The organism is Candidatus Berkelbacteria bacterium (assembly GCA_016187225.1).
In the GTDB taxonomy this organism is placed as follows: Bacteria; Patescibacteriota; UBA1384; order JACPKC01; family JACPKC01; genus JACPKC01.
On the sequence record JACPKC010000010.1, the window covers coordinates 1 to 22,459 of the forward strand.

Sequence of the window (22,459 nt, forward strand, 5' to 3'; positions counted from 1 at the left end):
GCATGCCCGTGACTGATTTCAGATCGATCGCGTTGGCTCGACACCACGCAAGCAACTCGTCGAGCATCGCCGTCTTGGGCACGCCCAGACCATGTTGCATGCCCGTGACTGATTTCAGATCGATCGCGTTGGCTCGACACCACGCAAGCAACTCGTCGAGCATCGCCGTCTTGGGCACGCCCAGACCATGTTGCATGCCCGTGACTGATTTCAGTGAAACACCATACTCGTTACACAACGCGATTATCGCTTGGATTTCATTCTTATATTCTCCATACGGCTTTTCGTTTATCGGCCTCGCTTCGGCGCGTGGGTGGGCATACATCGCAGTTACGGGAGACGTATCTTGTTTTTTACCAACCAGCGTTGCCGCGCGATTGAGTAGCATAAATATTCGATTGTTTACATCCTTGACATCGACTTCTGTCATCCCTTTGTATGTTTTGTCCAAAAATCTTAACAGTGTATCTTTGATAACTATCTCGGGAATCGCGGGAGACTCACCCCCTTTCACTGCCCCAGATTCAGCAAGCTTACCAAGTAATCCCTGCCTTCTTTTAAGATTTCTGACAAGTCCCTCTGCCTGTGGCGGCACCGGTTGTTCGGGCGCCGGGGATCTTCCGTCTCTCATAACGCTCCTTGCTATTAGGGCTTCTAGGGTTTCGGTGCTTATCGGGCTGAAGCCGTTTCCTCAATCGGCATCAAGCGGGTTTTTATTTCCGAATCTGACGATTTACGGCCGCCGGCTTCAATGACCGAGACGGCTAGGCGTTGCGCCTGCCCGACCGCTTGAGCCAGTTGTCGCTCGAGTGAGGCGATCTGTTCGGTTTTTAGTTGCAACGCTTGTTCCAGGCCGGCAATCGTCAACTTGGCCACGGCCCGTTCCCGTTCTTGATCTTTGCCGGTCAATTCAGCATCCATGCGCGCTTTTTGTTCAACTTCGGCGCGCGCTTGCTTGGCCGCCGCTTCGGTCGCTTGCGCCAGTTCGGCCGGCGCCTGCTCCATCGCCAAGCGCAAGGTCTTCAACTCTTCTTCGGCTTCTTTGAGCGCGCGTTCCCGTTCATCTAATTTTTGTTGCCTCAATCTGATTGATTCGGCAAATTCCCGTTCGCGATCTTTGGTTTTCAGCCGGTACTCGTCCTCGGCCTGTTGACGTTCCACCTTAATCCGATAAGCATATTCTTCCGCTTCCCGGCGCCAGCCATCGCGTTTGGTTTGAATCTCTCGCGTCAACTGTTCTTGCTGACGAGCCAGCTCAGCTTGAAAATTCGCCACTTGTTTATTGAAAACCGCCACCCCTTCAACAATGAGCGCCTGGAAACTTTCCAGCTTGCCGATAATTTCCGGCAAGATCGGCAACGCGGCTTTATCTGCTTTGACGCTTAACGACGATTCGTCCTTAACGCCCTGGGTGTCAACTTTGGCTAAGAGTTCTTGGTAGGCGTCCAGAATCTGCTTTTTGGTGAGTTTTTCATTGGGCATAGTCATAGTTTATGACTAACAGAGCTAGCCAATAAATGCAACTGGGAGACCATTGAAAAACTTTTTTTAACGATCTCAAAGTCCTATTTTATCCACCAGGCCGGCGCCGTTGCAGGCCATTAAGTATGAATGAGCGCTAGAGGTTATTCATCCGTTCCAGTGATAAAATCTAGATAATTTTCTCTATTAACCACGGTAAATTTTGAGTCAGGATATGTTGTTTTCCAAAGATTTGGCGCCTGAACGTTGTTTTTGTCTGACCATTTCGCTTCATATGCTTCCAGCTTGCCGTCACGTTCTTCAACAAAATCAACTTCTTGTTGCTCGTATGTTCGCCAAAAATAACTGTTGCCGTAAATTTCTTGGTACGAGCGCTTCTTAAGGCGTTCGGTAAAAATGAAATTCTCCCACAGCACGCCGACATCATTGCGACTGTCGAGGGAGTTGTACTGGTTAATAATGGCGTTTCTAACACCATTATCGAGAAAGTAATACTTCTGCTTGTTGCGAATTTCATTCCGGAGATTTCCGCTGTAGCTTCCAAGTCGGCGGATAATAAAAGTTTGCTCGAGAAGATCCAGGTAGCGCTCGATCGTTTTTGAGTCGACCTGTAAACTCGTTGCTAGCTCGTTAAAAGAAACCTCGTTACCCATCTGGAGGGCGAGCATCTTCACGAGGTCGATCAGAAAGCGGGTGCCCTTGCGACTTTCAAGCGCCAAGACATCCTTGAACAGATATGAATCAACGAGTTCAGTTAGGATTGCAATTTTCTTTTCAGGCGTCTCCGCGGATATCACCTCTGGGTAAGAGCCATAGACCAGATAATCGCTTACTCGATCCTTAAGTTCGAGTCGACTATTGGCATGCGTGCTCAACAACTCGAGTTGCGAGATCGGATAGAGGGTGATGGTCCGTTTTCTACCAGTCAGCGGTTCGCCCAGATGGGCGGCGAGATCGAATGACGACGAGCCGGTCGCAACAATCTTTCGGTCCGGGTACCGATCGATCATGATTTTTAGCGCCATGCCAATGTTCGGAATGTGTTGCGCCTCATCGATAGCGATCAACTCATAATCACCGACGTACTCATCAATCAGGGAAAAATCTTGAGAGCTTAATGATTGTTGCGTGCGGATATTATCACCAGAATCAAGCTTATACTTGAGTTTCGTATGACTTAGCATTTCAGATAAGAGCGTTGTTTTGCCAACACGTCTCGGACCATATACAACCAGAACCCGTTTCGGTTCGAAAAACTTCTCTAAATTATCGTAATGACGTTCAATCAACATTTTTCTCCTCATTCAGAGTCTATACGAAGTCCCGCAATTATGTCAAATATCGGGACTTAAGATCCCGTAATTCATATACCTAGCGGGGAAATCCCGAGCGTAAGCTCGGGGAGGACAGCGGGCAAGCCAAACTTGCGCTCATGTGATGCCACGGGCGGAAGCCTGTGGAGATTCACCGACGCGGAAGTGAGGAAGTCTTTCTAGAGTTTTCTCTTTTAAGAAATCTTCTGCTAATTTAAGTCGCGTGATTAAAATGTCGCATCATCTTGACTGATAAGGAATGAGGCGAGAAGGTGACGACAGGAGGCTAGCCGATGTCACCGGAGCTCATAGGGGTAGTGGCGATTATCGCCGTGGCGCTCGTTTTTGATTTCACCAACGGCTTTCACGACGCCGCCAACTCGATTGCGACGATCGTCTCAACGCGGGTTTTAACGCCGCGCCAAGCGGTGGTGTGGGCGGCGGTTTTTAACTTTATCGCCTTTCTGGTTTTTGGCACGACCGTCGCCAAAACAATCGGCAAGGGTCTTATTGAGATCGAGCAGGTCAACCAGTTGGTGATCTTTGCCGGTCTCATCGGCACCATCGGCTGGAACATTCTGACGTGGTGGATCGGCTTGCCGACCAGCTCCTCGCACGCCTTGATCGGCGGTTATGCCGGAGCGGCAATTGCCAAGGCCGGTTTTGGGGTCATTATCGCCGCCGGTTGGACGAAAACGTTGGTTTTTATTGTCCTGGCGCCTTCAATTGGTTTGATTCTCGGCCTCATCTTAATGACCTTATTAAGTTGGCTGGTGGCGCGCCGACCGCCGCGTCAGGTTAATCTTTGGTTTCGCCGCTTGCAACTCATTTCCGCCGCCCTTTATAGTTTGGGTCACGGCGGCAACGACGCTCAAAAAACGATGGGCATTATCGCGAGCCTCCTCGTTTCATCGGGTTATTTACAAGACTTTGCCGTGCCGCTTTGGGTTGTTTTGGCCGCTCACGGAGCGATCGCCTTGGGCACCTTGGCCGGCGGTTGGCGGATCGTTAAAACGATGGGCACGCGGATCGTTAAGCTAACGCCGGTCGGCGGCTTTGCGGCTGAAACCGGCAGCGCCGCTAGTCTCTTTTTAGCGACACACTTGGGCGCGCCGGTCAGCACTACCCACGTCATCACCGGCGCGATCTCCGGCGTGGGCGCCGCCGCCCGAATTTCCGCCGTCCGTTGGGGCGTCACCTTGCGAATTGTCTGGGCCTGGCTCTTAACGATCCCGTGCGCCGGCCTCATGGCCTTTTTAACTTATGAGATTCTCCGGTTGCTTATCGCCGCGTTTTAAAAGAAATAGAAGGAGGACGAATGGCATTTTTTCCCAAAAATATCGATTTTTTTGAGCTGTTTGACGCGCAGGCCGAGCAATTGAAGGCGGCGGCGGTTTTACTGCGCGAGGTCGAGCACGTCAAGGATCTCAACGAGCACGCCCGGCGCGTCCGCGAGGTTGAGCACGCCGCCGATCAAATCACCCACAAAATTTTTCAAACCCTCAACCAAACTTTCATCACCCCGATTGATCGGGAAGACATTATTGCCCTGGCCAGCCGGCTCGACGATGTGATCGACATGATTGATGTGACCGTCAGTCACCTGGCGCTCTATCATGTTTCGCCGCAAACGCGGGAGATCGAGCAGTATCTTAATCTCTTAGATTCGATTATCGAAGAGGTCGGCAAGGCGGTGCCCGAACTCAAACGCGGCTCCAAGGGTCAGCAAACGATCATTAAACAATCCGAGATTATCAACTTTATTGAAAACCAAGTCGATCAACATAACCGACGGACGATTGGCGAACTGGTCAATAATAGCCAGGATCCGATCACTGTCATTAAACTCAAAGAGGTCTACGAGGATTTGGAGGCGATCGCCGACCGGTGCGAGGACGTGGCCAATATCCTGGAGACGATCGTGGTCAAGAATCAGTGAGCGATGAGGCAATAGGTCGTAGGCAAGAGGCGGTTCTAATGAATCTTGAATTTTTTACCCAAGATTTGCTCTAGGGTTTTAATAGTCAGTTTGACTGAAGGATTGTTAGTTGAAGAGAGAATAAGCCGCTTACCAAATCTTTCTAAGAACGGCGTCAACACCTCATCGGCCCATGAAGGCGAGAGCGCCTCAACGCCCTCAAAATTTAAATTTAGGTCATCGTTTTTACCAAGCGTGACGAGATGGGGCGAATAGGCGGCATAGGCCTCTCGACCCGCCTGGCGGGAAGTGAGGACTGCACCAAATTTTTTCATTGCGATTTCCATCAATTCACCTAAAAGTTATTTCTGCAACGCAACCGCGAATTTGCATCGGTGACTTTGATAATACCAATTTGGCGTCTTTGCCCGTTAGGGCCAAGAAGGCATCGCCAGACCAGAATTTGAGATTTGAATTCATTTGCATCATTGCTTGTCGAACAAATTTTAAGCCATTGCCCCGATGTTCCGGCGCTCGGGCGGTTATAATTTCGGTAAAAGCCACTTTCAAGGCCTCTTGATGCGTCACCAACTGGGGGCGAATTCTTTTGAGAGTGGCCAAGATGCCAACGCCTCGATCAGCGAGCAAGATCGTCCTTTTGCCTAAGTCGTATGCAAAAAGCGCCCCGGGAATGTCCGGCCAGTTGCCTAAGTTGTGATCGAAAGAATTATTGCCGATTTCGCCAGTGACGGCAGTAATCAGCGGGGCATTATGATGCTGTTTCGGATGGATTTGCAGAGCGGCATTCATGCGTTCCAGCCGCGCCTTGAAAGCGTCGCTCGTTGCGCAGTGCCACTCGGGGATGGGTTCGGTTGGGTCAAGGTCGCTGGCCCAATCGAGCGCGCTTTGCGTCAACCCTTTGGTTTGTTGTTGCAAATTGGCGAGAGAATAGTACAAACGTCCGCCTGGAGAGATAAAAGTTGCCGACAATGTTCCGGCTTTGTGCCACCGGCGTAAAGTGGCAATCGAGAGACCAAGGTAGCGCGCCGCTCGCCCAATTGAGAGATAGTTGCTTTTCATAATTTGCTTGACCTAAATCTAAAATAAGTATACATTTATATACTTTTTTGTCAAGTGTATACAATTTATGGAATGGGGATTTTGAGGCGATCGCCGACCGGTGCGAGGACGTGGCCAATATCCTGGAGACGATCGTGGTCAAGAATCAGTGATTAATTAGGTAAGTAGCCCTATACCTTTTCGATAAAAAAAAGCGCCCCGAAGGGCGCTTGACTTGATATCTCTTACCCTCCACTCGAACCTATAACGCAATAAATTCGAGTTCTTGAGGGTGAATCACCCTCATCCCTATCTCCTTGACGGTGAGAGCCTTGGCCCTCATCTCTCTTCGTGAATGGGGATAATTACATACCCTCTTTCGATACTCGTGCAGACGAATCTGCGCTAGAAGTATCGGCGAGATGAGGTACAGGCCTGGCGCCCTGGGGTTGTTTTTGGTTTTCAGCCCCCAACGCAACGGGAAGCCCTTGCCGTTCATGGGGGCATCGGACAGGCGTTTCCAAAACCACCAGTCGATCCCCTTTGCGAACCTTGCGGGCACGTGATCACCTCCCAGGATGAAAACGTCGACGTCCTTGTGAGACGCCAGCATCGCGCCGATGTCATTAACGCGACGCTTCCGCTTAATCCAGATCGAGAGCGCTAGTCCGCCAATGAGTACTCCAGGAATGTTATGCTCCTTGAGGTACTGATCGGCAGCTAATAGACCAGCGACACCTCTCTTTGGATTACCCGGTGACGGAGGTAGCTGCATTTGGCGGAGCGTGCAAGATAGTCCGATTGCCATGATCTCTTATCCTTACTCACTAGATCCAGACGGGTCTTCATCGAAATACCGCTGTCTAAGCGACTCCACGAATCGCCCGTTTTCGAGTTGGGCTTTATAGTTAGTAAGCCCTTGGATGTAGGGAGCCATAAGCTCCTCTAGTCCGATCGTGCTTTGCCCACCAGACTCCAAAAACACGACCACCTCTCGGAGGATGCGCAATAGCCCGTCTTTATCGGGCTTCAGGCAAGCCGGAATGCCGGGCAATGTTGCGCCGGCATTCTCGACAAGTTCGCGAGCTTGCGCCAGCCAACACTTGGCTTCCTCGTAAGCCACTACGATCTGGAGATATCTCCTGATCTCCGCCTCGGCGAAACCGAGGACTTCGTACTCTTTGACCATTTGGTCTTCTTCTGCGTTTTTTTCCATGAGTCACCTTGATTCTAATCGGCCCTGAAGACTTGCGGGCTGGTATCCAGCCACCGATTAGAGAGAGTACTGACACTCCTCATTCTCGAGATGGCATTAGCTATTCATCTAGAAAAGGAGAAGTGTCATTTTTGCTCGTTTTTTTCACTTACAAAGAGTTCTCTCGATAAATTCGAGGTCAATCCTCAAGAATTTTCGTCTGACATATCTAATTGTTAGAGGTACAAAAACGAGTAACTGTACCAGATGAGGGGGGGGTGTCAAGGGGGATTAGTTCAGGTTGAAGTGTCCATCGTGTTGCACCAGCTGCTACTTTTCAACGAACATCCCCCATATTTTAGTCAAGGGAAATGTGAATTTAGGCGACCTGTCGTTTATTCGCTTTATTACCGGCACGCTCGCAATGCAACCGAATCGCAACGATGACGGAAGTAAAGATATCGCTAAAGTTCGTTTGCCGAACTATCCCGAGGTTGAGAACATCCAAGCTCTCAATAGCTGGCTCCCGATTGCGCGCAACATTCAGAAATGCTTCAGCTGCCGTTACTGCATCGTGGATAACTACTACAATAAATCGCAAAATAATCAGGAAATTGGGATGCCACCCGCGAATCTCATAGATCAAATTTAATGCGCCCATATGCATATGGATAATGAATATCTTTCATCACCACCATTGCCTGAACCAGGCGTTGAACATGATCAGCCTGCTCGCGTGGCACAAGAAGATTTATTATCTCCTTCGCCGTTAGAATCGGCTGATTCTAGACACATCTACCAACCGGGCCAGCACGCTTGCCCGGTCAACTGTGCGTACTGCGTCATTACTGAAGTCGAATCGCGCAGAGATTTGTGGAACAAGAAGACGATCCTGGGCATCAATAAAGCCGCGACGATCCTCAATCCGCCGCCGGATCTAAATGACAAAAAAGCCATTCAGGAATTCTACGATTTTCCGGTTGAGCTACTGAAAGGCGATATCGTTGGCTTTAATGCTATCTCGGATCCGTTTTGGCCAAAGTATCAAGATGCATTACAGCATTTTTTAGACAAAGTCCCGCCAGTGGCCAAGTTGGCAGTCTTCGTCACCAAATGGAATCCATCGGATCGCGTGCTCGATCAACTAGCTGAAATCCCAAATGTTCGCCTGACCGTTTCGATTACGGGGCTCGATGGTTTGGAGCGCACAAAAACCACTCACCGATTAAGCGTGTTGCGCCGAGCCAAAAAACGCAATATCCAGACCTTCCCAATCGTTCATCCGTATATTGCCGGCATGACAGATTTAAGTTTTTTACCGGAGTTACGGGATGTGGGCTACGACGTGATTGATGTGAAAGGCTTGCGTTATAATCCGCAAACCATGAATCGTTGGATGCCGGAAGCGTCGCAACGCGTTTACCAAGGCACGGCCGAACGGGAAATCTTGCCCGAAGATGGCTGGCGAGAACAAGTTGAAGCGGCCGGTCTGCATTTGATGCCACCACGCGAGTGGTACCGAATTGGCTGGGATAAGCTCACACCCCACCTTGATCAGTCTGAAGCTCAAGAACTGACGCAAAAGATTTTTGATCGATCGAATGTGACTTCATCCGATTCAATCCAGGCTGTGTTTGAAGCCGCCGTGAATCGCCGACTCTAACTTGGATAGATGAGCGCTTGAAACGTTCGCAGGTGATAGATTATTTGATGGTCTTGTTGTAGCCATGGGACGTTCTGGTTCGGGGCACCATATTGTCGTCAGCCAACTTAGCTGTCAGGATTGAGCTAGCTTGGCCGCACGGCGGTCAAAATTTAATAACATGAGGTGAGAGCTGATGCTCACACTGGAGAAAACGGTCGGTTTTTTGCCGATCTATGCCGGGCAGATGGAGCCGGCAAGTTGTAGCCGGGTTTGGCGCGGACCAAAGCCGGTCAATGCGGTGCATCTCATCCATATGGGCAATGTAAAGGATGTAGCGCGTTTGAACCCCAAGAATCTTAGGATGAAGCAATGGCTTGAAAAGGCCGATGCTCACTGGAATAAACATCACCAGTGGCCATGGTATCTACGGGAAGTACTCGACCAACTCGCCTATAAGGCGATCGGTCACATAAAAATGAAAACGCGAGGCATCAGTTCGCAGGCGGTGCTCATTTTTGTGCCATGGCTGACTAAAGATTTTGAGTTTTCCCGGCACTATAAAACGCATCGCTGTCTGGCGCCACTCCTCAATGATGGGGAGAGTCGGTGTGGCGAGTGCGAGGAATGCCGATTGTACGATCAGGCCAAAGCGCTCCGCGAGGAAATCTTGGCAGGTATACGGCGCGCTATTAACGCCGCCGCCGAGTATGGAGCGGGATATGTTGGCTTGGGCGCTTTCACGAGTATCTTCACTGAAAACGGGATACTGGTAGAAAAGGAGTCACCGATTCCGATCACGAGCGGTAGCGACGGCACGGCCTACGGCCTTCAGCTCTGCATTGAGCGGGCGGCGCGACAGTTGGGTATCTCGCTCAAACGGAGCACGCTGACATTTGTCGGCGCTTCCGGATCGGTTGGTCGGCGTGGCTGCTTGTTGCTCGCTCGGAGGTTTGGTCGGATCATCCTTTCGGCGCGGAATCGGAGCGGTCTCGAGGGCGTTCGCAAGATGCTTCTCAATAACGGCATCAAGGAGCGGCGGATTGTTATCGAAACTGACATCAATCGCGCCGTGTCTCAAGCCGATGTGATCGTTTTGGCAACCTCGGCGGAAAGCGCCGCCGAGGTTGCGCTTGATCATCACGCAATTCGCCCGGGGAGTTTGGTGGCCGACGTGGGCAAGCCGCCTAATTTCGCAACTGACCCCATTGCTTTGGCCCAACTACCGTTTTTGGTAGTTGACGGAGCGAACATCCGTTTCCCGGGTGAATTTCAGGATGAGTCCTGGAAATTACTCGACCAGGGCGGCCAGAATGCGGTTTGGGGTTGTTCGGCGGAAACTTTTTTGCGTGGGCTGACTGGCGAGAAGGAAAGTACGTCGGTCGGTTCGCAAAGAAGCATCAAGCCGCTGCTTCAGGTCGTGAGGATGATGAAGCGGTACGGCTTTAGAGTGGCGGATTTGCGTTCCGGCGGGTCGCCTATGCCAGTGGCCCGACTGGAAGAGGTGCGGCGAATCCGTCAGCAAGAAAGTCGCCGGCAAAAAGTCGGCGGCAAGTTTTTTTACCTCATGCCGGCGCGCATGAGGTAGGGTGGGGTCTTCGCCAAGACCCCTTTTTTCTTGTCTAAAAATCTTCGAGCGTGTAGCCTAATAAACATGGACGATCAAACGATCAACAAATTGGCCGTGTTGGCGCGGTTGGAGCTTCAGGCTGAAGAGCGGGCGCGGTTTGCCGCCAATCTTGCGGAAATTATCGCTTACGTCGAACAACTGAATGAAGTTGACGTGGCCGACGTGGAACCGACCAGTCAGGTGACGGGCCTTTTGAATGTGTTGCGGGAGGATAAGAGGGATGAGGCAAGAGGAATGAGGAAAAAGGAATTGGAGCAAATGGCGCCGGAGATGAGGGAAGGCTACGTCGTCGTGCCAAGCGTTCTTAGTCAGCCCGATTTATGATTAGTAATTTTTGATTGATGATTTTTGATTAAATTCATCATGAACTATGAACCATGAACTATGAACCTTGCCATTCAAACAATCACCGAAGCCTCTAAGCTTCTCGAAGAAGGAAAAATCTCGTCGCGCGAATTCACTGAAGAACACCTCGAGCGTATTCGCGAACGCGATGAGAGCATTCATGCCTATTTAACCGTTGATCGGGCAGGGGCGTTGGAGGCGGCCAGCAAATCCGATGAGCGGCGAGCCGAGGGTAAGAGCTTGGGGCCGCTCGATGGCATCCCGATCTCGATTAAAGACGTGATCGTCACCGAAGGGATCGAGACGAGGGCCGCCTCAAAGATGTTGGCGGGGTTTGTGCCGCCCTATGACGCGACAGTGGTCGCGCGTCTCAAGGCGGCTGGCGCGGTCATTTTAGGCAAGGTCAACTGCGACGCCTGGGCGCACGGCTCAAGCACTGAAAATTCCGATTTCGGGCCGAGCAAAAATCCTTGGGATTTGGGTCGGGTGCCGGGCGGCTCCTCGGGTGGTTCGGCTGCGGCCGTGGCCGCGGGGCTGGGCTTGGCCTCGATTGGCACCGATACCGGCGGCTCGATCCGCCAACCAGCGGCGCTCTGCGGTGTGACCGGCTTAAAGCCAACGTACGGCCGGTTGAGCCGTTATGGTCTCATCGCGATGGCCAGCTCGCTTGATTGCCCCGGGCCACTGGCGCGAAGCGCCGAAGACTGCGCGTTGTTATTTGAAGTCATGGCTGGCCGCGATCTGTTGGATTCCACGAGTTTGCCCACCTCACCCCTTACCCCTTACGCCTCATCACCTGATCGGCCTTTGGCCGAGTTAAAAATCGGCTTGCCCAAAGAATACTTTGCCGAAGGTCTTGATTCGCAAGTCGGGGCGGCCGTTAATCAAGCCGTGAAAACGCTCGAAAAGTTGGGTGCCACGATCATTGATGTCAGCTTGCCCCTGACGCCTTACGCCTTACCCGCTTACTATGTGATTATGCCAGCCGAGGTTTCAAGTAACCTCGCTCGCTACGATGGCTTGCGCTATGGCTATAGTGAAATCCGAAATCCGAAATCCGAAATCCGAAACGCCAATGAATTGATTATTAAAAATAGAAGCCTTGGCTTTGGCGCCGAGGCGAAGCGGCGGATTATGATGGGCACTTACGTGCTCTCTTCTGGCTACTACGACGCTTACTACAAAAAAGCGATGCAAGTTCGCACGCTGATCGTCGAGGATTTTCACCAAGTCTTTGATCAAGTCGACGTTTTGGCCACGCCAACCAGCCCGATTCCAGCCTGGAAGTTAGGCGAGAAGGTGAACGATCCATTGCAAATGTACCTGGCGGATATCTACACCGTCTCGGCCAATCTGGCCGGCATTCCCGGCATCTCAATTCCTTGCGGCTTTGTCACATCGTCATCCTTGACCGGAAGCGATAGCGTTCCGGATCGAGGATCTCAACCCCTTCCAATTGGCCTTCAACTTCTGGGCAATCAACTAGATGAAGAAAAAATCTTGCGCGTCGCCATTGCCTATCAGCGCGCAACCGATTGGCATTTATATGAACCGAAATTCGAAAATTTCTAATGAACTTGTTGCATAATTCACTTTTTTGTTATTGCGAGCTACGCGAAGCAATCCCGCCATGGCGGGAGACCGTGGCGATGACAAATTTAATTATGAAATGACTTCACTGTGCTATGATTGGAACCTCCTGGGAATAGACCTCCTGAAACACTTTTGATATCGTCAATTTATGCCAACGCCAAATTATCGGATCAACGTGTTGCTATCGAAGGATGCGCGAGCAGTGCTCGTGCGATCTGCAAAACGCGATCGAATTCCCACTGCCACTAAAGCCGCGCAACTACTTGAACTAGCGTTGGATATTGAAGAGGATGCACTCTTTGATCTAGTTGCGTCCAACCGAGATTCCAAGGCTGTTCGATATTTACGTCATACCGAAGCATGGTAACTATGAACTCATTGCATAATTATGTTGGTAGCTACAACGGTTTCGTGCGGGTTGCACACCGAAAACGGCTCGTCACCGATACGGCAGCATCGTCTCCTCACCGTTTCCAGCGTTCGCACCGCCCGAATCTATCTCGCTCCTAAAAGAATTATGCAATGAGTTCAATGTACGACTTGCGCTACCACCCTGACGTGGTGCGAATCGACATCCCGAAAATTTCAAGTACTTGGCGAGTAAAAATTTGCAAAGCCATTGAACAGCGCTTGGCTACTGAACCAGCACTTTATGGCAAACCATTACGGCGATCATTAAAGGGTTATCGAAAACTCCGCGTTAGCGACTATCGTATTGTTTTTCGCATTGAAGGTCGAGTTGTTAAAATTCTAATGATTGCTCACAGATCAACTGTCTATGAAGTAATTAAAAAACGGACATAGGAAACGACAACACCGACGAGGTGGAAGACACGAGGTGTTGCCAAGAAGAAAAAATTTTACGCGGCGCCATTGCCTATCAGCGCGAAAGCGATTGGCATCTAGAATCAGTTCCATATTAACTTGACGCCCACGGAATATGTATCTACATTTTGGTAGACACAAAGGAACTAAATGAAGACAAAAATTCAAAAATGGGGCAACAGTTACGCCGTTCGTCTGCCAAAAAAAATCGTCGTCAAGTTGAGCCTCAAGCTTGGCAGTCCGGTGATGATTGAAGAAGATCGGGGGCAACTGATCGTTAAAAAAGCTCCTCAAGAAAAAGCAGTCACCCACCAAGATTGGGAACAATTCTTGATCCCAACTGGCAGGAAAAAGAAGAGAAACGTAAGCGATCGTGTCGATGAAATCGTATATGGCGTATCTCGTTGATAGTTCGGTTTGGATTGCACTATATTTCAAAAACGATCCGCACTAAGCTTTATAAATACATTGAAGCTATTATTATGTCGAAAGAAATATTTCGTCCAAAAGAGCCAGAAGAACTACAAGAGCAGTTAGGAAATGCTGAAGCCCAATATGGGGTTCCTCTCTATTCTAGCGAGGCTGAACGAGATCGTATGTTGCGCGCAACGGCTCAAGAGTTAGCAGAAGTGTATCCATTAAAGTATCGAGCGTATAAAGCTTCACTTCTAGCCACTCGACGTAACACCGAACCGCCTCTAGAAGTTAGTAGATGGATTGGAGCAATTAATAAAATTGAACGCTACATTGCCAAATTAGACACCGAATCCAATCTAAAACTACGCGAACATCAACAAGCAGTTTTTGATGATCTCCTTGATTTTTTTGAGGCCGGTTATCATTCTGGGTATATCAAACTACCAACCGGCGCGGGCAAGACGGCCATCTTTCTTAAGCTTGCGGAAGTAACAGGGTTAAGAACTTTAATCCTTGTCCCCTCCGTAGCCCTCGTTGAACAAACCATTGAGAAAATTCAAGAATACCAACTTGGTCTCAATGCTTCTGCGTATTATAGCCACGGAAAAAATTTGTCTGGTCAAATCGTTGTCTGCACTTACCAGAGTTTTGAGAAGTTTTTGCGTGAAAGCAATGCGCAGAATCAAAAATACGAGCTGATTGTCACTGATGAAGCTCACCGATCTCTAACAGACGCAAGGAAAAAGGCCGTCAAAGAACTGACCGACGATAGTGTTGTGATCGCTCTAACGGCAACACCCGATTTCAATGAAAAAAAAACTGTCCGTAACTCCTATGGAACTTTGATTCACGAAATGACAATCAATGAGGCAATTCTAAGCGGGATTCTTTCAGGCGTTAGATGCGTTTACCTCAAGACCAAGGTCGATCTTAGCAAAATGCCCGCCACCCCGTCTGGCGACTATCGGGAAGATGAACTCGAGAAAATATTGAACATCACTGCAAGAAACAAGGCCGCTCTTTCTTTTATCGATCAGCAGGCGTTTCGTGATCAACGAGGGCAACTTAAGCGCACGGTTACTTTTTGCATTTCGATTAATCATGCCGAGAGAATTGCTCAAATGGCTCAAGAACGCGGAATTGCGGCCGAAGCAATCCATAGTGAACAAACTCATGAAGAACGCAGCGCGATTCTTAAGCGCTACAGCAACGGTCAGACTCGCTTACTGGCTACGGTGACAGCGCTCGCCGAGGGGTGGGATGAACCCAAGACGGAGATTATTTTAAACCTCCGTCCGACTCTCTCGGCAGTCTTAGCTGAACAACGATTGGGCCGGGGACTTAGAACTAGCCCAGGCAAGCGTGGCGCAATCGTAATCGACGTTTTAGATTTTGACGAAAGTCAAGATTCTCACAGTGCAGGCAGGCCAATCACCGCGCCTCACATTTTACATGGTAATGTGGTATTTCCACCTGGTTTAGACGATGGCCTATCTGGTCCTGGCGGCACACTGATTCGTAATGATTTACCAGACATGGAAGGTGTTGAGGCAATTGTGGGGGAAAGAGACGTATACCAACTTTTTGAACGCCTCCAGGGTTCAGACGCGACCACTGCAGGTGAGAAAATTTTAAAGACCTTGGAAGATGTTAGGTCGATATTTACTCAAGCTGGTTATAGTAGCGATGATGCTCTAAGAAGACTTGCGGCGCTTTCAAAAGAAAATTTTTTAAAAACAAATTTTACTTCAAACCGCTTTCAGGGCACGGGACGGAGTCTTCTGCGCCGATATTTTATGGATATACTTGGCAAAACTCCTCCTTCGCAAATTTTATCGCCTGATCTTCAAGATTTCTTCAAAAATGTTCTTGGGGAACTTCGTAAACATGGTCGCATCTTGAATACGCCTAAGCCTGCGCTTCTCATACTTTTACGGCGTGCCGCCGGTCAGCCAGTATTCGAGGAAGCGCTCAAGATTCATGCGAATATTGCCCAGTCGAATCAGCAACCGGAACTTGCGACACTAGATGAGTTTATGCAAGCTTACGATTTGCCTAAACCAGAAAAGGGTTATACAAGATCAGACTTTTTGCAATTTTTAAAAAATTTCATAAGAGATGACGCAAGAAGCGATGGCGAATCGCCCAAAAGAAATCGTAAATTGCTCGATCAAAACCACCGAATCACTATACAGAGACTTATAGATGATCTTACCGCCGAGGAGAAACAGTCGAAATTGCAAGTAGATGTCTGCCAGATAATACGAGAACATCCATATCTCTTCGGAATGACTCTTGAAGAACTAAAACAATCTGACGCGCGAGCCAAAGATGGGGCGTTTTCAGTCGGATCACTGCTGAATACTCTCAAGATAAAAAATGATACAGAATTAAGGTCTCTCCTGCGCGTTGGTTTTGATGCTATAGAAATCAGTCAATTGCGAGATAGAGCCAGAGAATCACTCAAGTTAGATTTTGAAAAGAAAAAATTTTCGCGTTTTATTACGCCAGAACGTTTTTCGCAGTTAACTTTTTTGCTTTTTGGTCAAGAACTCCCTGGCGAGTCTATCTATACATTCTTTGGGTTACCACGCAACCCAAGTCGTGAACAGTTTATTTCTCTAATCGATAGCATTATGGATGAGGTCTTTGCTAAACCGTTTTCACCCATGGATCCAGAGATCGTCATTCCTGCTATTAAAGATTCTCTAGGTCAGCAAGCAGTTTGGCCAAGATTTGAAGATTTGGGGAACGTGCGTTTACGTTCAGGATCAATTGATCCGAATGATGCGTCTTTGCGCACACTCTATGATCTCGTCGATCGGTGGAATCTAGCTAGAACGGGCCAGGTAATAGAGCTTACGCGGGATGACTATGAACGATTTAAACGCGTATTCAAAACAGCATTGCCTAGCTTAGGTGATAAGAAAACTGCTATGGCTGATTTGCTTCGAGCGAGAATGAAGCATAGAGAAGGAAAATGAAAGCAATCTTGAACGATGTCTCTTTACCATAAAAAACAAGCCGAGCCTTCAATGATCGGCAATATCTTTATTCAACTCGGGCGGGCTCTAGCTGGCTTGTGGCGGTTGATTTTTGGCTCAAAAGCAAAAAAACTCGATGCGGCGAGGATGCTCGCCCAATTTGCCGAGATTGAGCGTCTGCTCGATTCGGGCGACTCAATCCACGCCTCGCAGGCGATCGTCCGGGCCGATAGTTTTTTAGATGCGGTGATGCGCCAAGTCGGCGGGCAAGGCAGTTCATTTGGCGAACGAGTCAGAAGCCTTGAAGCGCGTTTTGAGCGAAGCCTCTATCAGCAAATCTGGGAGGCCCACAAGCTGCGCAACTTAATCGCCCATGAACATCCGCAGATTACTGTCGGTCAGGCACGATCAGTGTTACAGACATTTAGAAAAGCAGCTTCTGTTTTAGGAGCGTTCTAATGATGAGTAGCGAAGTAGTAAGTAGCGAAGTAGCAAAGTTTGTTCGAACCGATGGCTTCGAGAGTTTGGTACTTTGGCAAAAGGCGATGGACCTTGTGACGGAAATTTATCGGTTCAGTGAACACTTTCCAAAAACAGAAGTCTATGGATTGACATCGCAACTACGAAGAGCAGCCAGTTCAATCCCGGCCAATGTTGCTGAAGGGTACGGTCGGTCATCAATCAAGGAAGAGCAACGCTTTCTTTCGATTGCCTATGGCTCACTCATGGAAGTTGAGACCTTCTTAATTTTGGCTCAAAGGCTGGGCTATCTAAACGATCACCAATTTGTCCAACTAAATACGCTTCGTGGAGACGTCGGTAGCTTATTGATTGGTTATAGAAGGAGTAAGCAGGAGTAGCCTTTGCTACCTGCTACATTGCTACATGGCTACTATTCAATACGAAGTCACCATTGGCATGGAAATTCATGCCGAGTTGGCGACCAAGACTAAGATGTTTTGTGGTTGCCTGAACGCGCCGTTTGATTCGCCAGCTGGCGGAGGGCCTAACGCCAATGTCTGCCCAGTCTGTTTGGCGTTGCCCGGATCATTGCCGGTGATGAACCGACAGGCGATTGAGTGGGCGGTCGATCTTGGTTTTGATCTCGGATCAAAGATCGCCGAATTCACCAAGTGGGATCGAAAAAATTACTTCTATCCCGATCTGCCGAAAGGCTACCAAATTAGTCAATATGATTTGCCGCTTTTGACCGGCGGGGCGATCGAATTTAAGCTGGACAACGAGATCAGAAAAATAAATTTAACCCGAGTCCATTTGGAGGAAGATACTGGCAAATTAGTCCATTCATCGTCGGGTCGCGAGTCGCTGGTCGATTTCAATCGAGCGGGGGTGCCGCTCTTAGAGTTGGTGACGGAGCCAGAACTTCATTCGGCCGAGGAGGCGAAGAAGCTTTGCCAGACCTATCAATTTATTCTCCAGCGGCGGGGCATTGCCCGGGCCGATATGGAAAAAGGGGAGATGAGGTGCGAGGCGAATATCTCAATAAGTCAAAAATCAAAAGTCAAAAGTCAAAAATTAGGCACCAAGGTCGAAGTAAAAAATCTTAATAGCTTCCGGGCGGTGGAGCGGGCGATTAAGTATGAGGTCGAGAGGCAGATTGAGACCCTTGATGCGGGTGGGCAGGTTGAGCAAGAGACGCGGGGTTGGGACGACGCCAAACAGCAAACTTATGTTCAACGCAAAAAAGAGACGGCGGCCGACTATCGCTATTTTCCTGAACCAGACCTGCCGCCGGTGACGCCGGCAAATCTTTGGGATTTAGTTGCCAAAGAGCGCGATGCTTTGCCCTATCCGCATGAAGAGGCGGCCGAGGTGATTCATGAATTTGGCTTGCCAGCCGAGGTGGCGGAATTGTTTACGACCAACGCCGAAGCCTTTGCTTATTGGGCGGAGTTGCGCGAGGAGTTGGCCGAACCGACGACCGAGCAGTTAAAACAACTCCAACTCGCCGCCTCGGTTTATGCCAATCTTGACCTTGCCCGCCAGCTTAATCCCACCCAACTGGTCGAATTGGCCGGGTTGGTGGTAGTCGGCGCCATTTCTCAATCACAAATCCGCGAGGTAGTGGCGGTTGTTATTGAGCGTGGTCTTGAGCCATCTGAAGTGGTCGATCAATTAGGGTTAAAACAAATCAGCGATCAAGGCGAAGTCGAAGCCATTGTCGATCAGGTGCTAGGCGAGCAGTCGGAGGTGGTCGCCAAATACCGCTCGGGCAAGTCTGAAGTCTACGGCTTTCTCTTTGGCCAAGTGATGCGAGTGTCTAGAGGCAAGGCGAATCCGGCTATCATCGGCGAAATTTTAAAAAGGATGCTAAAGGAGGGATGATGTCAAAAGAATATCTGGGGAAGATTATTGAGTTAGTCACCGCCGCCTTTGGCTTGGTAGCGGCATTGGCTTGGAATGCGGCCATCCAAGAATTGATTGAACGATTTTATCAGGCTGGCGATACCCTGACGGGCAAATTTATCTATGCCTTAGTAATTACTTTGTTCGCCGTGCTTATCACCATGGTGCTTGCTCGCATGCACGATCGAATCGGCAAGAAAAAGTAATAATTTGCTATACTTAGATGGTAAAGGAGGCTGTATGCCTGCGATTACGTATCTTGACGAAGGTCCAGAGATTCCACCTGGCACAAATTCAATTCGTACTATCAGACAACATCGCCCGCGCGGCGGTTTCATCGTCCTCTTTTTATTTTTAAGTTTGCTGATGGGGTTTTTAGGGTCGGTCGCAGGTTTTTTATTGCTCACTAATGATGCCGTTGCGACTAAATTAGGCCTGAATACAGACGCAGGCATCGATCTTGGGTTAGGTAAGACCGAACGAGTAGTTCTTGAGGAAAGTTCAAAGGTCATTGATTCGGTTGCCAAGGTGAGCCCGGCGGTGGTTTCGATTAGCACAACGCGGAATATTCAGGATCTATTTGGTCGCATGATTGAACAAAAAGGCGGTGGAACTGGTTTTATCATTACATCGGATGGTTTAATTGTTACCAACAAACATGTCGTCTCGGAGACGGGCGCGACTTATACAGTTTTCACTTCTGATGGGCGAGATTTTGAGGCTAAAGTTTTGGCTCAAGATCCATTAAACGATCTTGCTGTCGTGAAGATTGAAGCGACTGGTTTGCCAGTGGTTGAACTCGGGAGTTCGACTGACCTTAAAATTGGTCAGCATGTGATTGCAATCGGGAATGCCTTGGGCGAATTTAATAACTCGGTAACACTTGGTGTTATCTCGGCCAAGGAGCGGCAAATTACTGCCGCTGGCGGGGGCGTTGAAGAAAGTTTAAGCGGTCTCTTGCAGACTGATGCGGCAATCAATCCTGGTAACTCGGGCGGTCCGCTTGTGAACTTATCCGGTCAAGTCGTGGGCATCAATACTGCCGTTGCGGGTGGGGCCGAGAACATCGGCTTTGCAATCCCGATCGATGTTGTCAAAAAAGCGATTGAATCGATTAAGGCGACCGGTGAAATTAAACGTCCGATGCTCGGCGTTCGCTATATCCCGGTTACTAAGGAATTGGCGAAGGTCAATCAACTGCCAGCCGACTATGGCGTTTGGGTTTTGCCTGGGAGTACGCGAGGCGACGTAGCTGTCTTACCTGGTTCGCCAGCTGACAAGGCGGGGCTTGAAGAAAACGACATCATCACAGAAATCAATGACCAGCGCGTGGACGAAAATCATACACTAGTTGCTCGCTTGGCTGACTTCAAGCCAGGTGACAAAGTTACACTGACCGTGATTCAGGCTGGCGAGACGAAGAAAATCGAGGTCACTCTCGGTGAGCTTGAGGCGAATTGAGTCATTCCGATGGCAAGGGTTAGTTACTCGATGGCTTCGGGAGATTCATTTTCTAATTCCTGCATAAGTTGATTGATTTTGAGTTCCCGTTCAGCAGTGCGAAGAGCGGTTATAACTGGCTTGAACTGGCCGCCAAGAACACGTTCAATCATTGAAAAGCTTTTCTGGATTCGGTGATCAGTAATTCTGTCTTGGGGGAAATTATACGTGCGAATTTTTTCGGAACGGTCACCGGTGCCAATTTGAGTTTTTCGGTCAATTCCAAGGGTTTGTTTTTGTTTTCGTTCTTTGAGCTCAAGGAGGCGAGAGCGAAGGACGGTGAGCGCTTTTTCCTTATTTTTATATTGTGAACGTTCGTCCTGACAGTTCACAACGATTCCGGTCGGTTGATGAGTGATTCGAACTGCCGTTTCCACTTTATTCACGTTTTGGCCACCAGCGCCACCCGAACGGTAGGTTTGGATAGTGAGTTCTGTTGGATTGAGATCAATGTCAACCGGTTCTGCGATTGGCAGGATAGCCACGGTGACAGTCGAGGTATGAATTCGACCTTGTTTCTCGGTTTGCGGAATTCTTTGAACTCGGTGCACGCCCGATTCAAATTTGAGCGAATTATACACATCCGCGCCTTGGATTTCTGCGACCAAGGAGCGAAAGCCACCGAGGGGCGTCCGGTTAGAGTCAAGAATAGCTACCTGCCAGCGTTGGGTTTCGCCGTAGCGTTCGTACATTCTGAAAAGTTCAGCGGCAAAAAGTTCAGCTTCGTCGCCGCCCGTGCCGGCTCTAATTTCAAGGATCACCCCTCGTTCCTGGTGCGGGTCGGGCGACAGTAAGGCATCTTCGAGCTGACTGATCTCGCTGATCGCAAGTTCGGCCAGCTCGGGGTTACTCTCTTTAAGCGCCCGCGCCTCTTTGAGTTGTTTCGCCAATTCTTCTCGGTTCATGGCTAAAAGTTTACCAGATAGGAGGAACTTGCAGAAGTGGTTTGAATCTGATACCATCACCCAGAAATTATGAAGTCAGGAATTCACCCAACCTACTATCCAACTGCCAAGGTTACTTGTAATTGCGGTATGTCTTTTGAAGTTGGCTCGACACAGAGCGAAATTCGCGTCGAGGTGTGTTCAAATTGCCACCCATTTTATACCGGCAAACAGAATCTGATCGATACTGCTGGTCGAGTCGATAAGTTTGAAGCTCGCCGCAAGCAAGCTCAAACTTATCAGGCTGAAAAGGCCAAATCCCAGAAAGATTCAGCTCAACCTAAAAGTGAAAAAAAGAGCGGTCGCGATGCTTTGAAGGAACTTCGTAAAACCGTGCTCCAAAAAGAGGTAATTAAATGACTACACCTTTGCCGAGCCTGCGCGATCTTGTAGATGCCGGCGCTCACTTTGGTCATCGTCGCTCGCGCAGTCATCCTAAAGCTCATCCCTATGTGTATGCTATCCGCGATCGCGTGTTGGTTGTGAATCTTGAGAAAACGCTTGAGAAACTTGAAGCGGCGCGAAAAGCGATTGAACAGTTTGCAAGCGCCCAGAAGAGCCTGCTTTTTGTTGGTACGAAACCTCAAGCTAAGGTCGCTATCAAATTAGCCGCCGAATTTTTAGATCAGCCTTATATCACACATCGTTGGTTGGGTGGAATGCTGACGAATTTTGATACCATTCGTCTGAATTTAGGCAAACTCACTCGCTTGGAAGAGGTGGCGGCTTCGCCGGAATTTGCAGAATTCACCAAAAAAGAGCGAGGTCTTATCGGCAAGCGCATTGAGCGGCTCAATAAAATTTTCGGCGGGCTTAAAAAACTCGACAAACTGCCTGATGTCTTGGTCGTGATTGATATTAATGAGGAAGACATCGCTGTCAGAGAAGCGCGGGCAAAAGGTATCCCTGTTATCGCCTTGGTTGATACTAATGCTAATCCCGAATTGGTCACTTACCCAATTCCGGGCAATGACGACTCGCGCAAAACTATTGAAATTATTTTGGGCCAGCTTACGGAGGCCTATCGGCGTGGTCAATCAAGATCGTTAAAACAGGAAGAAAATACGATTGTTGAATTGACTGAAGAATCTTTGGAACTTTTGCCGCAGTCGTCAGCTGAAATTAAGACTCGCGCAAAAAAAGCCGTAAAGGCGCAGGCGAAGAAATCAGTTGCCAAAAAGACCGTCGTCAGAAAGACGGTCAGCAAGAAACTAGCAAAGAGCTCAACTCCGATCGAAAAATAAA

Annotated in this window: 26 protein-coding genes; 17 read left to right on the forward strand and 9 right to left on the reverse strand. The window is 49.2% G+C overall.

The window, feature by feature from the left end; all coding sequences use genetic code 11:
• The 3 genes from HYW32_02720 to HYW32_02730 form a co-directional block, all read right to left on the reverse strand.
• The coding region (locus HYW32_02720) for a hypothetical protein (GenBank protein ID MBI2589908.1) at window positions 1–631 on the reverse strand (631 nt) is incomplete at its 3' end.
• A 38-nt stretch (window positions 632–669) separates the two neighbouring features.
• Complete coding sequence (locus HYW32_02725) at window positions 670–1,482, reverse strand: hypothetical protein (protein MBI2589909.1); 813 nt, start codon at window positions 1,480–1,482, stop codon at window positions 670–672.
• Between the two features lie 143 nt (window positions 1,483–1,625).
• Complete coding sequence (locus HYW32_02730) at window positions 1,626–2,774, reverse strand: ATP-binding protein (protein ID MBI2589910.1); 1,149 nt, start codon at window positions 2,772–2,774, stop codon at window positions 1,626–1,628.
• A 314-nt stretch (window positions 2,775–3,088) separates the two neighbouring features.
• Between HYW32_02730 and HYW32_02735 the strand changes: the two genes are divergently transcribed.
• Both HYW32_02735 and HYW32_02740 read left to right on the forward strand, forming a co-directional pair.
• A complete protein-coding gene (locus HYW32_02735; GenBank protein ID MBI2589911.1) occupies window positions 3,089–4,093 on the forward strand; it encodes an inorganic phosphate transporter in 1,005 nt (334 codons plus the stop codon).
• 20 nt (window positions 4,094–4,113) lie between these two features.
• Window positions 4,114–4,734: a DUF47 domain-containing protein gene (locus HYW32_02740; protein MBI2589912.1), complete on the forward strand. Its 621-nt coding sequence runs from the start codon at window positions 4,114–4,116 to the stop codon at window positions 4,732–4,734.
• A 35-nt stretch (window positions 4,735–4,769) separates the two neighbouring features.
• On the opposite strand, the gene HYW32_02745 is transcribed toward HYW32_02740, so the two are convergent.
• From HYW32_02745 to HYW32_02765, 5 genes are all read right to left on the reverse strand, one after another.
• Window positions 4,770–5,048: a DUF4325 domain-containing protein gene (locus tag HYW32_02745; protein MBI2589913.1), complete on the reverse strand. Its 279-nt coding sequence runs from the start codon at window positions 5,046–5,048 to the stop codon at window positions 4,770–4,772.
• A gap of 16 nt (window positions 5,049–5,064) precedes the next feature.
• On the reverse strand, window positions 5,065–5,793 hold the full coding sequence (locus HYW32_02750; protein ID MBI2589914.1) for a MerR family transcriptional regulator: 729 nt from the start codon (window positions 5,791–5,793) through the stop codon (window positions 5,065–5,067).
• A gap of 241 nt (window positions 5,794–6,034) precedes the next feature.
• Window positions 6,035–6,547, reverse strand: coding sequence for a hypothetical protein (locus tag HYW32_02755; GenBank protein MBI2589915.1), 513 nt, complete (start codon window positions 6,545–6,547; stop codon window positions 6,035–6,037).
• Between the two features lie 45 nt (window positions 6,548–6,592).
• Window positions 6,593–6,988, reverse strand: coding sequence for a hypothetical protein (locus HYW32_02760; protein ID MBI2589916.1), 396 nt, complete (start codon window positions 6,986–6,988; stop codon window positions 6,593–6,595).
• Window positions 6,989–7,346: 358 nt separating this feature from the next.
• On the reverse strand, window positions 7,347–7,634 hold the full coding sequence (locus HYW32_02765) for a hypothetical protein (protein MBI2589917.1): 288 nt from the start codon (window positions 7,632–7,634) through the stop codon (window positions 7,347–7,349).
• On the opposite strand from HYW32_02765, the gene HYW32_02770 reads away from it, so the two are divergent.
• The 13 genes from HYW32_02770 to HYW32_02830 all read left to right on the forward strand — a co-directional run bounded on the left by HYW32_02770 (window position 7,629) and on the right by HYW32_02830 (window position 20,231).
• Window positions 7,629–8,630, forward strand: a complete 1,002-nt coding sequence (locus tag HYW32_02770; protein MBI2589918.1) for a hypothetical protein — start codon at window positions 7,629–7,631, stop codon at window positions 8,628–8,630. The two genes, HYW32_02765 and HYW32_02770, sit on opposite strands and share 6 nt — an antisense overlap.
• 175 nt (window positions 8,631–8,805) lie before the next feature.
• Complete coding sequence (locus HYW32_02775) at window positions 8,806–10,197, forward strand: hypothetical protein (GenBank protein ID MBI2589919.1); 1,392 nt, start codon at window positions 8,806–8,808, stop codon at window positions 10,195–10,197.
• Window positions 10,198–10,263: 66 nt separating this feature from the next.
• Entirely contained in the window at window positions 10,264–10,563 is a 300-nt protein-coding gene (gene gatC / locus HYW32_02780) for an Asp-tRNA(Asn)/Glu-tRNA(Gln) amidotransferase subunit GatC (GenBank protein MBI2589920.1), read from the forward strand.
• Between the two features lie 60 nt (window positions 10,564–10,623).
• Window positions 10,624–12,156, forward strand: coding sequence for an Asp-tRNA(Asn)/Glu-tRNA(Gln) amidotransferase subunit GatA (gene gatA / locus HYW32_02785; protein MBI2589921.1), 1,533 nt, complete (start codon window positions 10,624–10,626; stop codon window positions 12,154–12,156).
• Between the two features lie 169 nt (window positions 12,157–12,325).
• Window positions 12,326–12,544, forward strand: coding sequence for a hypothetical protein (locus HYW32_02790; protein ID MBI2589922.1), 219 nt, complete (start codon window positions 12,326–12,328; stop codon window positions 12,542–12,544).
• Between the two features lie 155 nt (window positions 12,545–12,699).
• Window positions 12,700–12,981 (forward strand): type II toxin-antitoxin system RelE/ParE family toxin, encoded by a 282-nt coding sequence (locus tag HYW32_02795; GenBank protein MBI2589923.1) that lies wholly within the window; start codon window positions 12,700–12,702, stop codon window positions 12,979–12,981.
• 171 nt (window positions 12,982–13,152) lie between these two features.
• Window positions 13,153–13,410, forward strand: a complete 258-nt coding sequence (locus HYW32_02800; GenBank protein MBI2589924.1) for an AbrB/MazE/SpoVT family DNA-binding domain-containing protein — start codon at window positions 13,153–13,155, stop codon at window positions 13,408–13,410.
• A 74-nt stretch (window positions 13,411–13,484) separates the two neighbouring features.
• Window positions 13,485–16,403, forward strand: coding sequence for a DEAD/DEAH box helicase (locus HYW32_02805; GenBank protein ID MBI2589925.1), 2,919 nt, complete (start codon window positions 13,485–13,487; stop codon window positions 16,401–16,403).
• A gap of 15 nt (window positions 16,404–16,418) precedes the next feature.
• Complete coding sequence (locus HYW32_02810; GenBank protein ID MBI2589926.1) at window positions 16,419–16,862, forward strand: hypothetical protein; 444 nt, start codon at window positions 16,419–16,421, stop codon at window positions 16,860–16,862.
• 2 nt (window positions 16,863–16,864) lie between these two features.
• Window positions 16,865–17,263: a four helix bundle protein gene (locus tag HYW32_02815; protein MBI2589927.1), complete on the forward strand. Its 399-nt coding sequence runs from the start codon at window positions 16,865–16,867 to the stop codon at window positions 17,261–17,263.
• Between the two features lie 25 nt (window positions 17,264–17,288).
• A complete protein-coding gene (gene gatB / locus HYW32_02820; GenBank protein MBI2589928.1) occupies window positions 17,289–18,749 on the forward strand; it encodes an Asp-tRNA(Asn)/Glu-tRNA(Gln) amidotransferase subunit GatB in 1,461 nt (486 codons plus the stop codon).
• The gene (locus tag HYW32_02825) at window positions 18,749–18,976 is read left to right on the forward strand and encodes a hypothetical protein (GenBank protein MBI2589929.1); all 228 of its coding nucleotides are present in this window, start codon (window positions 18,749–18,751) and stop codon (window positions 18,974–18,976) included. The genes gatB and HYW32_02825 overlap by 1 nt, the downstream gene beginning before the upstream one ends.
• Before the next feature lie 34 nt (window positions 18,977–19,010).
• The gene (locus HYW32_02830; protein MBI2589930.1) at window positions 19,011–20,231 is read left to right on the forward strand and encodes a trypsin-like peptidase domain-containing protein; all 1,221 of its coding nucleotides are present in this window, start codon (window positions 19,011–19,013) and stop codon (window positions 20,229–20,231) included.
• A 23-nt stretch (window positions 20,232–20,254) separates the two neighbouring features.
• Here the strand turns inward: HYW32_02830 and prfA are convergent, their stop codons facing one another.
• Window positions 20,255–21,232, reverse strand: a complete 978-nt coding sequence (prfA, locus tag HYW32_02835; protein ID MBI2589931.1) for a peptide chain release factor 1 — start codon at window positions 21,230–21,232, stop codon at window positions 20,255–20,257.
• Between the two features lie 12 nt (window positions 21,233–21,244).
• Between prfA and rpmE the strand changes: the two genes are divergently transcribed.
• Window positions 21,245–21,574: a 50S ribosomal protein L31 gene (gene rpmE, locus HYW32_02840; GenBank protein ID MBI2589932.1), complete on the forward strand. Its 330-nt coding sequence runs from the start codon at window positions 21,245–21,247 to the stop codon at window positions 21,572–21,574.
• Entirely contained in the window at window positions 21,571–22,458 is an 888-nt protein-coding gene (rpsB, locus tag HYW32_02845) for a 30S ribosomal protein S2 (protein MBI2589933.1), read from the forward strand. The genes rpmE and rpsB overlap by 4 nt, the downstream gene beginning before the upstream one ends.
• The last annotated feature ends 1 nt before the right edge of the window (window position 22,459 follow it).

Coding starts and splice junctions, on each gene's coding strand:
- HYW32_02750 (MBI2589914.1), bottom strand. CDS start 5,793: ATGAAAAGCAACTATCTCTCAATTGGGCGAGCGGCGCGCTACCTTGGT.
- HYW32_02810 (MBI2589926.1), top strand. CDS start 16,419: ATGTCTCTTTACCATAAAAAACAAGCCGAGCCTTCAATGATCGGCAAT.
- HYW32_02745 (MBI2589913.1), bottom strand. CDS start 5,048: ATGAAAAAATTTGGTGCAGTCCTCACTTCCCGCCAGGCGGGTCGAGAG.
- HYW32_02725 (MBI2589909.1), bottom strand. CDS start 1,482: ATGCCCAATGAAAAACTCACCAAAAAGCAGATTCTGGACGCCTACCAA.
- HYW32_02765 (MBI2589917.1), bottom strand. CDS start 7,634: ATGCATATGGGCGCATTAAATTTGATCTATGAGATTCGCGGGTGGCAT.
- HYW32_02800 (MBI2589924.1), top strand. CDS start 13,153: ATGAAGACAAAAATTCAAAAATGGGGCAACAGTTACGCCGTTCGTCTG.
- HYW32_02825 (MBI2589929.1), top strand. CDS start 18,749: ATGTCAAAAGAATATCTGGGGAAGATTATTGAGTTAGTCACCGCCGCC.
- gatC (MBI2589920.1), top strand. CDS start 10,264: ATGGACGATCAAACGATCAACAAATTGGCCGTGTTGGCGCGGTTGGAG.
- HYW32_02740 (MBI2589912.1), top strand. CDS start 4,114: ATGGCATTTTTTCCCAAAAATATCGATTTTTTTGAGCTGTTTGACGCG.
- HYW32_02775 (MBI2589919.1), top strand. CDS start 8,806: ATGCTCACACTGGAGAAAACGGTCGGTTTTTTGCCGATCTATGCCGGG.
- HYW32_02830 (MBI2589930.1), top strand. CDS start 19,011: ATGCCTGCGATTACGTATCTTGACGAAGGTCCAGAGATTCCACCTGGC.
- HYW32_02735 (MBI2589911.1), top strand. CDS start 3,089: ATGTCACCGGAGCTCATAGGGGTAGTGGCGATTATCGCCGTGGCGCTC.
- gatA (MBI2589921.1), top strand. CDS start 10,624: ATGAACCTTGCCATTCAAACAATCACCGAAGCCTCTAAGCTTCTCGAA.
- gatB (MBI2589928.1), top strand. CDS start 17,289: ATGGCTACTATTCAATACGAAGTCACCATTGGCATGGAAATTCATGCC.
- HYW32_02770 (MBI2589918.1), top strand. CDS start 7,629: ATGCATATGGATAATGAATATCTTTCATCACCACCATTGCCTGAACCA.
- prfA (MBI2589931.1), bottom strand. CDS start 21,232: ATGGTATCAGATTCAAACCACTTCTGCAAGTTCCTCCTATCTGGTAAA.
- HYW32_02815 (MBI2589927.1), top strand. CDS start 16,865: ATGAGTAGCGAAGTAGTAAGTAGCGAAGTAGCAAAGTTTGTTCGAACC.
- HYW32_02730 (MBI2589910.1), bottom strand. CDS start 2,774: ATGTTGATTGAACGTCATTACGATAATTTAGAGAAGTTTTTCGAACCG.
- HYW32_02805 (MBI2589925.1), top strand. CDS start 13,485: ATGTCGAAAGAAATATTTCGTCCAAAAGAGCCAGAAGAACTACAAGAG.
- HYW32_02755 (MBI2589915.1), bottom strand. CDS start 6,547: ATGCAGCTACCTCCGTCACCGGGTAATCCAAAGAGAGGTGTCGCTGGT.
- rpmE (MBI2589932.1), top strand. CDS start 21,245: ATGAAGTCAGGAATTCACCCAACCTACTATCCAACTGCCAAGGTTACT.
- HYW32_02760 (MBI2589916.1), bottom strand. CDS start 6,988: ATGGAAAAAAACGCAGAAGAAGACCAAATGGTCAAAGAGTACGAAGTC.
- HYW32_02795 (MBI2589923.1), top strand. CDS start 12,700: ATGAGTTCAATGTACGACTTGCGCTACCACCCTGACGTGGTGCGAATC.
- rpsB (MBI2589933.1), top strand. CDS start 21,571: ATGACTACACCTTTGCCGAGCCTGCGCGATCTTGTAGATGCCGGCGCT.
- HYW32_02790 (MBI2589922.1), top strand. CDS start 12,326: ATGCCAACGCCAAATTATCGGATCAACGTGTTGCTATCGAAGGATGCG.